This is a genomic window from Pengzhenrongella sicca (assembly GCF_017569225.1).
Lineage (GTDB): Bacteria > Actinomycetota > Actinomycetes > Actinomycetales > Cellulomonadaceae > Pengzhenrongella > Pengzhenrongella sicca.
In genome coordinates, this window is sequence record NZ_CP071868.1 from 1,874,309 (window position 1) to 1,887,749 (window position 13,441).

At 73.6% G+C, this 13,441-nt stretch carries 8 protein-coding genes; 4 read left to right on the forward strand and 4 right to left on the reverse strand.

Annotated features, from left to right (window positions below; translation table 11 throughout):
- Window position 1: 1 nt before the first annotated feature.
- Genes J4E96_RS08590 through J4E96_RS08605 form a run of 4 tightly spaced genes read right to left on the reverse strand, consistent with a single transcriptional unit; the run spans window position 2 to window position 8,186 of the window.
- The gene (locus tag J4E96_RS08590; RefSeq protein ID WP_227425337.1) at window positions 2–2,368 is read right to left on the reverse strand and encodes an alpha-L-arabinofuranosidase C-terminal domain-containing protein; all 2,367 of its coding nucleotides are present in this window, start codon (window positions 2,366–2,368) and stop codon (window positions 2–4) included.
- Window positions 2,365–4,413 (reverse strand): glycoside hydrolase family 31 protein, encoded by a 2,049-nt coding sequence (locus J4E96_RS08595; protein ID WP_227425338.1) that lies wholly within the window; start codon window positions 4,411–4,413, stop codon window positions 2,365–2,367. Before J4E96_RS08595 ends, J4E96_RS08590 begins: the two co-directional genes overlap by 4 nt.
- 24 nt (window positions 4,414–4,437) lie before the next feature.
- The gene (locus J4E96_RS08600) at window positions 4,438–5,958 is read right to left on the reverse strand and encodes an alpha-N-arabinofuranosidase (RefSeq protein WP_227425339.1); all 1,521 of its coding nucleotides are present in this window, start codon (window positions 5,956–5,958) and stop codon (window positions 4,438–4,440) included.
- Window positions 5,955–8,186 carry an alpha-galactosidase gene (locus tag J4E96_RS08605; protein WP_227425340.1) on the reverse strand — a complete coding sequence of 744 codons (2,232 nt, stop codon included), beginning with the start codon at window positions 8,184–8,186 and terminating at the stop codon, window positions 5,955–5,957. Before J4E96_RS08605 ends, J4E96_RS08600 begins: the two co-directional genes overlap by 4 nt.
- Window positions 8,187–8,298: 112 nt before the next feature.
- Between J4E96_RS08605 and J4E96_RS08610 the strand changes: the two genes are divergently transcribed.
- Genes J4E96_RS08610 through J4E96_RS08625 form a run of 4 tightly spaced genes read left to right on the forward strand, consistent with a single transcriptional unit; the run spans window position 8,299 to window position 13,434 of the window.
- Window positions 8,299–10,119 (forward strand): beta-L-arabinofuranosidase domain-containing protein, encoded by a 1,821-nt coding sequence (locus tag J4E96_RS08610; RefSeq protein ID WP_227425341.1) that lies wholly within the window; start codon window positions 8,299–8,301, stop codon window positions 10,117–10,119.
- On the forward strand, window positions 10,116–10,823 hold the full coding sequence (locus J4E96_RS08615) for a ThuA domain-containing protein (protein WP_227425342.1): 708 nt from the start codon (window positions 10,116–10,118) through the stop codon (window positions 10,821–10,823). Before J4E96_RS08610 ends, J4E96_RS08615 begins: the two co-directional genes overlap by 4 nt.
- A complete protein-coding gene (locus J4E96_RS08620) occupies window positions 10,796–11,881 on the forward strand; it encodes a Gfo/Idh/MocA family protein (RefSeq protein WP_227425343.1) in 1,086 nt (361 codons plus the stop codon). The genes J4E96_RS08615 and J4E96_RS08620 overlap by 28 nt, the downstream gene beginning before the upstream one ends.
- Window positions 11,878–13,434 carry an alpha-L-fucosidase gene (locus J4E96_RS08625; RefSeq protein WP_227425344.1) on the forward strand — a complete coding sequence of 519 codons (1,557 nt, stop codon included), beginning with the start codon at window positions 11,878–11,880 and terminating at the stop codon, window positions 13,432–13,434. The genes J4E96_RS08620 and J4E96_RS08625 overlap by 4 nt, the downstream gene beginning before the upstream one ends.
- Window positions 13,435–13,441 lie beyond the last annotated feature (7 nt).

Consider the following 13,441-nt stretch of genomic DNA (forward strand, 5'->3'; position numbering starts at 1 on the left):
GTCACCCGGCGCTGATGCGCAGGCTCGTAACGGACCACCGCGGCACGACGAGCTCGAGCCCGTCGATCCCCGCGAGGTGCCCGTCCCGGCGTGCGAGGGCGGACGGCTCGAAGGGCGCGCCCGCGTCGGGATCGGAGCCGGCGAGCACCGTGACCGCGGCCGTGATCGACCCGGCCAGGCCCGCCACGGACACTCGGGCCGTGCGGTCGAGGTCGCTGCCGTTCACGAGGGTCACGACGGTCTCGGCCGCGACGGTCCCGGCCGCGCTCCCGACCGTCCGGGCGGTCGCGCCGACGACGACCTCGGGCCAGTCGCGCCGGTCGTCCGCGTGGTCGTGCACCACGACGCCGTCGTGATGCACCACGACCCGGGACCCGGCCCGCTCGATCTCGATGCGCCGCGGGACCCCGGTCTGCACGCCGGCGAAGGGGTAGGGGCCGTCGACCTCGTCGCCAAGGCCGTCGTCGGAGCGCGACCAGATGAGCGACTTGTTGCCCCAGCTGCCGACGACGACCTCGTGGGTCGTGCGCGCAGGCCCGCCCAGGCGTACCTGGAAGCCCTCCGTGCCGGCCTCGCGGGTCGCGGTCAGCGCCAGCCGCGCGGTCGCGGCCGGCACGGGCAGGGTCGCGGTCGGGCGCTCGTCGTCGACGACGACGTCCGGCAGGCTCGCGCCGTCGGCCTCGATCTGGGTGAAGCGGACGCGGGCACCGGGGCAGGTCAGCGTGGCCGGACCGAGCCGCGGCTCGGGCTGGCTCCCGTGGGTCGCCCCGGTTACCCGCACCTCGAGCACCTGCTGGCCGCGCGCCTGCGCGAACAGCTGGTGCACGTCGTAGGCGGCGGACCCGAGCACGGCGTCGTCGGTGAAGTAGATCAGGTCGGGCGTCCACTGGCTGCTGCCCACCCGGGCGAGCAGCGGCGCGTAGGACGCCATGCGGACGATGTCGGCGTTGCGCTCGAGCGCGACCATGTAGCCCGCCTCGGCGATCGCGGAGCGGACCGTGGAGCTGCGGGCGGCCCATTCGCCGAGGTAGACCGCCGGCCCGGTGCGTGGGTACGCGTCGTAGCGCTCGTGGTTCTGCCACAGCCACCGCGGGGTGCGGTAGCCGTGCTCGTCGACGAGGTCGATGCCCTCCCGGCGGGCGAGCTCCCAGCCGGCCTCGAAGTCGAGCCCGAAGGGCAGCGGCCCCGCGGTGCCGATCAGCTCGATCTCCGGGTGCGCCGCGCGCAGCGCCGCGCTCAGCTGGATGAACCGTTCGGTGAACTGCGCGTCGATGACGTCCTCGTTGCCCAGGCCGATCATCCGCATCCCGAAGGGCTCGGGGTGGCCCGCCGCCGCGCGCACCTCGCCCCAGCGGGTGTCCGGGGCACCGTTGGCGTACTCGACCAGGTCGACGACGTCCTGCACGTACTGCGGCATCCGGCCGGCCGGGATGGCCTGCGGCCCGCCGGGCACGTTCTGGCAGCACACGCCGGCGGCCACGATCGGCACGGGAGTCGCGCCGAGCTCCTCGCAGAGCAGGAAGTACTCGTGGTACCCGATCGCCATCGACTGGTGGTAGCCCCAGGTGTTGGGCAGCGGGCGGCGCTGCGCGCGCGGGCCGATGGTCGTCTTCCAGTGGTACATGTTGTCCAGGCCGAAGCCGTGCACCAGGCAGCCGCCCGGGAAACGGACGAACGCGGGACGGAGCTGGCGCAGGGCCTCGACGAGGTCGCGCCGGAAGAGCTCGGGCCGGCCTGCCGCGTCCAGGGGGCGCAGCTCGACCAGGTCCACGTCGACCCGGCCCGAGCGCGCCTCGAGGACGAGCTGCATGCGCGACGCCTGCGGCGGGTGCAGCCGCGCGCCGACCGGGTGCCATGCGCCGTCGGGCACCAGCGCGAGCTCGTTGGGCGCGGCGGCCGCCCCGCCGACCGGGCCCAGCCCCGCCGCGAGGCGCGCCCCGGCGTCGCGGGTGCGGGCCATCAGCTGCAGGTCGAACGCGGCGGCCGGCACGGGCATGCCGTCGGCGCCGTAGCCGCCGTTGACGAGCCGCGCCACTCCCGCGCCGGGCCGCAGGCTCGCGTACGCGGCGTTCGCCGAGCTCACGGGGTCGGCGCTGCCGACGTGCACCTGTCCCGACCGGCCCGACCCGCCCGACCCTCCCGACTCGCCCGACCCCTTCGCCCCGACCGACCAGCCCGTCAGCGGACCCCAACCGGGCCGGTCCGCCGGGCTCGCCTCGAAGTCACCGTTGCGCACCAGGTCGGCGTTCAGGCCGCCGTCGAGGGCGAAGTTGATGTCCTCGAGGAACAGGCCCCAGAGGTCGGGGCTGATCGCCCGCCCCGTCGGGGCGCCGACGACGATCTCCAGCGGGGCGAGGTCGTCGCTCACAGCTGGCCGACCAGGTGCGCGAGCCGCCCGTCCCGCGCGAACACGGGGATGACGTGCAGGGGCGCGTCGACCACGACGTCGGCGCCGCCGTCGTGCACGACGCCGGAGTGCAGCTCCGTCCAACGGGCGCCGGCGGGCAGGTAGACCGACCGGCTGGTGGCGCCGGCCACCACCACGGGAGCGACGAGGAGGTCCGGCCCGTAGAGGTACTCGTCGAGGTCGCCCCAGCATCGCTCGTCGCCGGGGAACTCGTGGAACAGGCCGCGCATGACCGGCTGGCCGTCGGTGTGAGCCTGCCGCATGAGCTCGCGCGTGTAGTCCCGCAGGGCCTCGCGCAGGTGCAGGTAGCGCTCCAGGATCCCGTAGACCTCCGGGCCGAACGACCACACCTCGTTGGGCGCGCCGCTGGGCTGGCGGGGCGTCCCGTCGGCGGCGATCGGGGTGGTCTCGGGCAGCCGCGTGCCGTGCATGCGCATCACGGGCATGAACGTGGCCGCCTGGAACCACCGCACCAGCAGCTCGTGGAAGGCCGGGTCGTCGGTGCGCGCGCCCCAGAACCCGCCGATGTCGGTGGTGAACCACGGGATGCCGGCGGCGCCGACGTGCACGCCGGCGGTCAGCTGGCGGCGCAGGCTGTCGAACGACGAGCCGATGTCTCCGGACCACATGAGCGCGCCGTAGCGCTGGGATCCGGCCCACGCGCAACGCACCAGGTTGACGACGTCCTCGACGCCGTCGGCGCGCTGGCCGTCGTAGAACGCGCGCGAGAAGTGCTGCGGGTAGAGGTTGGCGACCTCGTCGCCCTGGCCAGCGTGGAAGCGCCACGCGTCCCAGTCCTGCTTGCCGAACTCCGGCTCGGCCTCGTCGAGCCAGAACAACCGGATCCCGTACCTGGCGTAACCCTCCCGGCACTGCTCCCACAGGAACTCGCGGGCCTGCGGGTTGGTGGTGTCGACGAACCGGCTGGGCCCGCCGAACCACATCTGGACGTCGATGCCGCGGTTGGTCGCCACCAGCAGGTTGCGGCGGTCCATCTCGGCGAAGTTCGCCGAGTCCAGCGCGACCTGCGGCCACACCGACACCATCAGCTCGACCCCCAGCTCGCGGAGCTCGTCGACCATTCCCTGCGGGTCGGGCCAGAACTCCTCCTCGAAGCGGAAGTCGCCCATGTGCGGCCAGTGGAAGAAGTCCGCGACGATCACGTCCAGGGGCAGCCCGCGGCGCCGATGCTCGCGGGCGACCTCGAGCAGCTCCTCCTGGCTGGAGTAGCGCAGCTTGCACTGCCAGTAGCCCAGGCCGAGCTCCGGCATCATCGGGACGTGGCCGGTCGCGTCGGCGTAGTGGCGCGCGACGTCGGCCGGGGTGGCGCCGGCGGTGACCCAGTAGTCGATCTGCCGGGTGGCGTTGGACTCCCATTCGGTGCGGTTCGCCCCGAACGTGGCGCGCCCGATCGAGGGGTCGTGCCAGAGGAAGCCGTAGCCGGCCGTCGAGGTGACGAACGGGACGCTCGCCTGGCAGTTGCGCTGGGCGAGCTCGAACGTCGACCCCTTCAGGTCGGTGCTGAGCTGCTGGTACACGCCGAGGCCCGCAAGGTGCTCGTCGGCCGCGGCCAGCGACAGCGTCGTGCGATACACCCCGCCGGGCAGCGCGCGGTACCGGCGCGGGTCCGGCTTCGCGGCGCCGTCTGCCACCACCTCCTGCAGCAGCAGCCGCCCATCGGCGTCGTAGAACGCCAGCCGGCAGTCGTGCCGCAGCCCGCCGGCCTGCCAGTCCTTGCCGGACGAGGCGCGGGCGACCACGTGGAGGCCGCCATTGACCAGGGTCGCGACGTCGCCGTCGACGTCGATGCGCAGCGCCTCGGGGTCGTTCGCGGCGGGCAGCAACGCCCAGTCGGTGTCCGCGATCTGGCCCATGCTGCACCGGACGCGCACCGAGTCCGGTCCCCAGGGCTCGATGGCGATCGTCTCACCCCCGCCCGTCCAGGTCAGGCGGCCGTCGGCCACCCGGAACGGGGTCGGTGCCTGGGGCAGGGCGCTCTCGGTCATCTCGGCTGGTCCTTCGTGGCGGGGTCAGGCGGGCTGGATGGTCGCGGACACGGTCGCGAACGAGTGCGGCGGCAGCGTCAGGCGCAGCCCGGTCGGCGTCTGCTCGAGCTGCTCGAGGTCCACCGGCCGCACGGTGTCCGGCGCGTCGGGCCGGTTGTGGGCGCTCGCGGTCGCGGCCGTCAGCAGCCGGCCGGTGGCGCCGGCGAGCGTGGCGCCACGGATCACCACGTCGACCTGCCGGGGCGTGTCGAGGTCGACGTTGGTGACCGAGATCAGCACGGCGCCGTCCTTCGTGCTCGCGGACGCGGAGACCACGGGCACGTCCTGGCCGTCCGCGGTGTGCGACGGCCCGGACACGTGGGTCGGCAGGGCCGTGGCGTCGTGGTGGCCCTTGTTCATCTCGAAGACGTGGAACGTGGGGGTGCGCACCATGGGCCCGCCGTCGGGGTCCGTGAGCAGCATGGCCTGCAGGACGTTGACGGTCTGGGCGATGTTGGCCATCGTCAGGCGGTCGGCGAACTGGTGGAAGACGTCGAAGTGCCAGGCCGCGACCATCGCGTCGCGCAGGGTGTTCTGCTGGAACAGGAACCCGGGGTTGGTGCCCGGCTCGACGTCCCACCAGGTGCCCCACTCGTCGAGCACCATCCCGTACGTCTTGGCGGGGTCGTAGACGTCCATCACGGCGGCGTGCGCGCGCAGCAGCTCCTCGATGCCCTGGGCAGCGACGATCGTGCGCCAGTACGCGTCGGGGTCGAACTGCGTCGCGCTGCCCTTGGCCGTCCAGGTGCCGCCGATCGTGTAGTAATGCACCGACACGGCCTCCCACGGCACCTCGGCGAACGGGTGGGCGCCGATCTCGGGGATCACCTTCATGAGGGTCTCGGTCCAGTGCACGTCGGCGCCGTCGGCCCCGGCCGCCACGCGGTACAGCGGCGTCTCGTTGCCGCTGCGGCAGAACGTGCCGAACTGCCGCGCGAGGTCGGCGTAGGACTCGGAACGCATGTTGCCGCCGCAGCCCCACGACTCGTTGCCCAGCCCCCAGAACCGGACGATCCACGGCTCGTCGCGCCCGTGCGCCCGGCGCAGGTCCGCCATGGGCGACCGGCCGGCGCCCGTGAGGTACTCCACCCAGTCGGACATCTCCTCGACCGTGCCGGAGCCGATGTTCCCGGACACGTACGCGTCGGCGCCCAGCAGCTCGCACAGCGCCATGAACTCGTGCGTGCCGAAGGCGTTGTCCTCCAGCGTGCCGCCCCACAGCGTGTTGATCAGCGCGGGGCGATCGGCCCGAGGCCCGACGCCGGCGCGCCAGTGGTACCGGTCGGCGAAGCAGCCGCCCGGCCAGCGCAGGTTCGGCACGTCGAGCTCGCGGAGCGCCTCGACCACGTCGAGCCGGATCCCGCCGACGTTCGGCACGGGCGAGTCCTCGCCGACCCACATCCCGTCGTAGATGCCGCGCCCCAGGTGCTCCGCGAAGTGGCCGTACAGGTGCCGGCTGATCGTGGGTCCGGGGCGGTCGGCGTCGATGGTGATGACTGCGGTCACGGGTTGCTCCTTTGAAGGGTGGTGCCGGCGTCCACCGCGACCGCCCGGACCAGCAGGACGCGGTCGGGGTTGAAGGTGGGCAGGTCGAGGCCGGCGCGGCCGAGCACGTCGCCGGACAGCACGGTGGTGCCGGGCGCGTCCGCGGCTCCGCGCCCGAGCGCGGGCACGGTGCGCAGCCACAGCGGCTCGAGCCACCCGGGCCCCATCGTGGCGGGCCGTGCGGCCTCGAGCCGGTAGCGGCGGTCCGGCCGCAGGCCGGGCAGCCGCACGCGGCGCCGCGAGTCGGCCGACAGCGGTGGGGTCACGATCGTGTACAGGGCCTCGCCGCCGTCCGCCGCCACGACGCCGCGCAGCGTCGGCGCGTCGGGGTCCTCGTCGCCGCCGGTCACGACCCGGCCCGTGGAGATGAGGTCGCGGTGCACCTTGTAGTCGGCCACCCAGCGCGCGAGCTCGGCCCGGTCCGGCCCGCTCAGCTCCCGGACGTCGCACTCGATCCCGAAGTGCCCCAGGAACGCGATCGCGCACCGGGTGTGCAGGTCGTGGGTCCGGTTGGTCGCCGACGACGTGGCCGACGCGACGTGCGAGCCGAGCATCTCCGGCGGCACGAGCAGGCCCGTCCACCGCAGCATCCGGGACCGCTCGAGCGGGTCGTGGTTGTCGGAGGTGTGGACGCGGTCCGTGCGCTGCAGGATGCCCAGGTCGACCCGGCCGCCGCCGGAGGCGCAGCTCTCGATCTCGAGCGCCGGGTGGGCGGCGCGCAGCTCGTCCAGCAGCCGGTAGACCGACAGGGTCTGCTCATGCACGGCCGCGGCGCCCGAGCCCGGGTGGCCGGCGTCGACGAGGTCCCGGTTGTGGTCCCATTTGAGGTACGTCAGCTCGAGGTCGCGGACCAGCTCGTCGAGCGCGGCCAGGATGTGGGCGAAGGCGTCCGGGTTGGTCAGGTCGAGCACCTGCTGGTGGCGCACCCGCGCCGGCAGGTCCGGCCCCGCGCGCAGGATCCAGTCCGGGTGCGCGCGCGCCAGGTCGGAGTCCTCGTTGATCATCTCGGGCTCGACCCACAGGCCCAGCTCCATCCCCAGGGAGCGGACGTGCCGCGCGAACGGCGCCAGGCCCTCGGGCCACACGGCCGGGTCCGGGGTCCAGTCGCCCAGCCCGGCGCGGTCGTGGCGCCGCCCGCGGAACCAGCCGTCGTCGATCACGAACCGTTCGACGCCGAGCTCGGCGGCCGTCGAGGCGAATGCGTCGAGGGTCGCGCGGTCCTGGTCGAACAGGACGGCCTCCCAGATGTTCAGGGTCACCGGGCGCGGCCGCGCGCTCGAGCGGGACAGGCCGCGGAGCAGGCGGTGGTACCGGTCGGCGGCGGCGTCCAGGCCGTCGCCGTAGCTGCCGTAGACCCAGGGGGAGGAGTACTCCCGCCCGGTCGCGAGCCGGACCTCGCCGGGCAGGAGCAGCTCCCCGCCCCGGAACGCGAGGTAGCCGTCGGACCGCTCGACCGCGTGCTCGTGGTTGCCCCCGATCCCGACGTGGCACAGCCACACCTGCCCGCTCCGGCTGTCGAAGCCGGGGGTGCCGAGCGCGATCGTGCCCGTGGCGTCCAGGCCGGTCCGCCCGCGGCGCGACTCGCGCGCATGCGTGCCGACGACCACCGGGTGGCGCTGCGGCACCTTCTCGGTGCCCCACCGCCCGGCGAAGTCGAGGACCTCGCGCGCGGCGGTCGGGACGGCCAGCGCGAGGGACACGCCGCCGACCTCGAGCGGCTCGGCGGAGCCGCTGTCGTTGCGCACGATCGCGCGCGTGCGCAGCAGCCCGGCGTCGGTGAGAGCGATCTCGAGCACGAGGGTGACCTCGGCGGCGTCGTCGCGCGCCAGGACGCACACCGTCCCGGCGCCCGACTGGACCACCTGCCCGGCGGCGACCTCGCGGCCGTCCAGCTCGACGCCGTCGACGGCGAGCCGCGGCGACCAGGACGCCCCGCCGCGATGCATCGCGACCCCGGGCCGGCCGCCCCAGCCGAAGGTGTGCTCGGGCAGCAGGCTCGGCTCGTACGGCACGTCGGAGGCGCCGTCGATGCCGGTGCGTCCGGACGATGCGGCGAGCACCCGCAGGTCCTCGTCGGTGGCGACCAGGCGGTCGCCCCAGTAGGTGATTATGGGGAGCCGCACGCCGTCGATCGTGAGCAGGACCGACACGTCGTCGGCGGACAGCGCGATGATGCGAGCAGCGTTCATGGCCTCGGCTCCCCTGAGCGGCCGGCAGGGGTTGCCGATCCGTCGCTGGATGCTCCTAGACTACAGGGAGATCGATCTCTCGAGGGAAGAGGCAATGGTGCTTTGGTCACACGTGAGCCACGCGAAGGTCCGGCTGGCCCCGGGCGTCTTCGACACCCGCCGCCGCCTGAACCGGGCGTACCTGGAGTCCCTGCGCGCGCCGGCGCTGCTGCAGAACCACCTCACCGAGGCCGGCATCGGTGACCAGGCCTGGCACCTGCACCCCAGCGCGGGCGGCGCCGCCGATCGGGGGCTGGACCGGCACTGGGGCTGGGAGACGCCCGGGTCGCTGCTGCGCGGCCACTTCACCGGCCACTGGCTCTCGGCCGCGGCGCGCGAGGTGGCGGTCACCGGGGACGCCCACCTGCGGGCCACGCTCGACGACGTCGTCGACGGGCTGCGGCGATGCCAGGACGAGAGCGACGGCGAGTGGGCCTACGCGATCCCGTCGAGCTTCCTGCGGCGCCTCGAGCTCGGGCGCGACGTCTGGGCCCCCCAATACACCCTGCACAAGACGCTGATGGGCCTGCTCGACGTCTACCTCGACCTGGGGGACGAACGGGCGCTCGAGGTCGCGCGGCGCGCCGCGCAGCCGCTCGTGCGCTGGGCCCGCGCGATCGACCCCGAGCAGTTCCAGACCGTGCTCGAGGTCGAGACGGGCGGCATGCTCGAGGTCTGGGCCGACCTTCTCGCGGCGACCGGCGACGAGACGTACCGCGAGATGCTCGAGCTCTACTACCACCGCTCCGTGTTCGACGGCCTGCTCCAGGGCGTCGACGTGCTGACCAACCGGCACGCGAACACGACGATCCCCGAGGTGCTCGGGGCCGCCCGCGCGTACGAGGTCACAGGCGACGAGCGGTGGCGCCGCGTCGTCGAGGCCTACTGGGACTGGGCCGTGACGCGGCGGGGGACGTTCTGCACCGGGGGGCAGACCTCGGGGGAGATCTGGACCCCGCCCTTCGCCTTCGCGGCGCGCCGCGGCGAGAAGACCCAGGAGCACTGCTCGGTCTACAACATGATCCGTCTGGCGGACGTGCTGTTCCGGTGGACCGGGGAGGCGTCCTACCTCGACTACATCGAGCGCAACCTGATCAACGGCATCCTGGCGCAGCAGAACCCGATCACCGGCATGGTCGCCTACTTCCTGCCGCTCGAGGGCGGCGCGCGCAAGGCGTGGGGGAGCCCGACCGAGGACTTCTGGTGCTGCCACGGCTCGCTGGTGCAGGCCCACACCCGCCACTCCTCGCTCGTGTTCTACCGCGGCGAGGACGAGTCCCTGACGATCGCCCAGCACATCGCCGCGACGGCGCGGATCACGACGGTGGCCGGCGAGGTGAGCGTGGGCCTCGAGCGGCTCGACGACGCCCAGGACGTCGGGCCTGACCAGAACTCGGGCGACGCCGGGGAGACGCACCGCCCGCACGCCGTCCGGCTCCGGGTGACGGTCGAGTCCGCGCAGGGCGTCCCCCTGCAGGTCCGGCTGCGCGTTCCCGGCTGGACCGAGGGACCGCCCGTCGTGGCGGGCGAGGCGCGCGTCGAGGTGGCCGACGGCTTCCTCACGTTCGAGCACACCGGCGGCCGGACGAGCCTCGAGGTCGCGTTCGGCTTCGCCGTGCACGCCGTCCCGATCCCGGACGAGCCCACCACGGTCGCCTTCGTCGAGGGCCCCGTCGTGCTGGCGGGCCTGGTCGAGGGGGAGGTCGCGCTCTACGGCGACCCGGGGGCGGCGGCCGAGCTCCTCGTCCCGGACAACGAGCGGCAGTGGTCGGCGTGGCTGACCCGCTACCGCGTCACCGGTCAGCCGACCACCGTGCGGCTGCGACCCCTGCACGAGGTGGTCGACGAGCGGTACTCGGTGTACTTCCCGATCGTCGAAGGAGAGCCCGCATGACCGCTCGCACCGCTCTGATCGTCCGAGGCGGATGGGACGGGCACCATCCCGTCGACGCCACGAACCTGTTCGTCCCCTTTCTCGAGCGCAACGGGTTCGCCGTCCTGATCGAGGAGAGCAACGAGGTCTACGCCGACGAGGCGCTCATGCGGCGCACCGACCTCGTGCTGCAGAGCGTGACCATGTCCGAGATCTCGCACGAGGCGCAGGCCGGCCTGGCCGCCGCCGTCCGCGCCGGCACGGGCCTGATGGGGTGGCACGGCGGGATCGCCGACTCCTACCGCGCCAGCTCCGACTACCTGCAGCTGATCGGCGGCCAGTTCGCGACCCACCCGTCGAAGGACCCGGCGCTGCGCGTGGGGGACGAGACCGACAACTACCTCACGTACACCGTCGAGATCACCGACGCCGGCCGGGCGCACCCGATCATGGAGGGCATCGAGGACTTCACCCTGACCACCGAGCAGTACTGGGTGCTGCACGACGACCTGATCGACGTCCTCGCGACCACCACCCACCCGGTGCAGCCGTACCACCCGTGGCACCGGCCGATCACGTCGCCGGTCGTGTGGACCCGGCAGTGGGGCGCGGGCCGCGTCGTCGTCGCGACGCCCGGGCACAGCGTCGAGGTGCTGCAGGTCCCGCAGGTCCAGGCGATCGTGGAGAGGGGGCTGCTGTGGGCGAGCCGCACGGGATCGGAGTAGTCGGGCTGGGCGTCATCGCGGTCAAGTACCTCGGCACCCTGGTCGGGCACCCGGACGTCGCGATCCGGGCGGTCGCCGACCTCGACCACGCACGGTCCGTCGAGGTCGCGGCGGGCATCCCCGGCTGCCGCGCGCTGTCGGTCGCCGACCTGATCGCCGACGACGGCGTCGAGACGGTGCTGAACCTGACCACCCCCGACGCGCACGCCGCGATCGCGCTGGCTGCACTGGCCCGGGGCAAGAACGTCTACGGCGAGAAGCCGCTGGCGGCCACCTTCGGCGAGGCCGCGGCTGTCCTGCGCGCCCGCGGGCGCGCCTGGGTCGGGTGCGCGCCGGACACGGTGCTGGGCACCGGCATCCAGACCGCGCGCGCGGCGGTCGATGCCGGGGTCATCGGGCGCCCGGTCGCGGCCTCCGCCACGTGGGTCGCCCCCGGCCACGAGCTGTGGCACCCGAACCCGGACTTCTACTACCGGCCCGGCGGGGGGCCGCTGCTCGACATGGGTCCGTACTACCTGACCTCGCTGGTCCACCTGCTCGGCCCCGTCACCCGGGTCACCGGCGCCTCGTCGCGCGGCCGGGGCTCCCGGACGATCGGCTCGGGCCCGCGCACCGGCGAGTCGATCCCCGTCGAGGTCGACACCCACGTCACCGGCATCCTCGAGCACGCCGGCGGCGCGCTGTCGACCGTGGTGCTGAGCTTTGACGCCGTCGCCAGCGCGGCGGCGCCGATCGAGGTGCACGGCGAGCTGGGCAGCCTCGCGGTGCCCGACCCCAACGCGTTCGACGGCACCGTGCGGGTGCGCCTGCTCGGCGATCCCGACTGGACCGCGGTGGAGCCGTCCGCCGGCTACGTCGGGGCCGAGCGGGGGATCGGGCTCCTGGACTTCGTCCGCGGCGGCCATCGGGCCGGCGGCGACCTCGCGCTGCACGTGCTCGAGGTCATGACGGCGCTGCTCGACTCCGCGCGCGACGGCGTGCGCGCGCAGCTGACCACGAGCGTCGAGCGCCCGCCGCTGGTCCCGCTGACGACGCCGGCGCAGTGGCGGAAGCCATGACCGGGCGCGCCCAGAACCTCCCGCGGCTCGACGTCTCGGCCCTGCCGGCGCCCGTCGACGTCAGCGACAACCGGACGGCGCTCGCCGAGGTGGCCGCCGTGGTCGCCGCGGGGCCGTACTCGGCCGACTGGGCCTCGCTCCGGCGGTACACCCCGCCCCTGTGGTACCGGGACGCGAAGCTGGGCCTCTTCGTGCACTGGGGCGTCTACTCGGTGCCGGCGTTCGCCAACGAGTGGTACTCGCGCTCCATGTACCTGGAGGCCTCGCCCTCCTTCGCGCACCACGTCGCGACGTACGGCCCGCAGAACGAGTTCGGGTACAAGGACTTCATCCCCAGCTTCACGATGGAGCGGTTCGATCCGCACGAGTGGGCGGCGCTCTTTCGCCGAGCCGGCGCGCAGTACGTCGTCCCGGTCGCGGAGCACCATGACGGGTTCGCGATGTACGACAGCGGCCGCTCGCGCTGGACCGCGGCGAACCTGGGGCCGCGCCGGGACGTGCTGGGGGACCTGCTCGCCGCGGTCGACGAGGCGTGGATGGTGCGCGGGGCGTCGACGCACCGCGCCGAGCACTGGTTCTTCATGAACCCCGGCATGCGGTTCGACTCCGACGTGCGTGACCCGGCCCTGCAGGACTTCTACGGCCCGGCGCAGCGCGAGGAGACGGCGCCGAACGAGAGGTTCCTCGAGGACTGGCTGCTGCGCTGCGTCGAGGTCGTCGACCGCTACCGGCCCCAGATCGTCTACTTCGACTGGTGGATCGAGCAGCCCGCGTTCGAGCCGTACCTGCGCACGTTCGCCGCCTACTACTACAACCGCGCGGCCGAGTGGGGACGCGAGGTCGTCATCCACTACAAGTGGGACGCCTTCGCGCCCGGCTCGGCGGTCTACGACGTCGAGCGCGGGACCGTCGCGGGCATCCGCGAGGAGCTCTGGCAGAACGACACCTCGCTCTCGCGCTCGTCGTGGTGCTGGGTCGAGGACCACGTCTACAAGCGCTCGCGCGACATCGTCGCGGAGCTCGCCGACGTCGTCGCGCGCAACGGAGTCCTGCAGCTGAACGTCGGGCCCAAGCCGGACGGCACCATCCCCGACGCCGAACGCGGCATCCTCGAGGACCTGGGAGCCTGGCTCGCGCGCAACGGCGAGGCGATCTACGGCACCCGCCCCTGGACCGTCGCGGCGGAGGGCCCGACCCGGGTCGCGGCGGGCTCGTTCACGGACGGCGCCCCGACCGACTTCGGGCCCGCCGACATCCGGTTCACCCGGCGGACGGATCTGACCGGCGAGTACGTGTACGCGATCCTGCTCGCGGAGCCCACGGACCGGGTGGCTCGCGTGCGCAGCTTCGCCGCGACGTCGGGGCTGCTCGAACGGGGCGTCCGGGCGGTCACCGTGCTCGGCGCGACGGGCGAGGTCAGCTGGGAGCGCACGGCGGACAGCCTGGACGTCGTGCTGCCGGACGGGCTGGTGAGCGAGCACGGCGGCCCGGTCGTCAAGCTCGCGCTCGAGCTGGAGCCGACCCTGCCCCGGACCGACTTCCTGCACGGCTGAGCGGTCG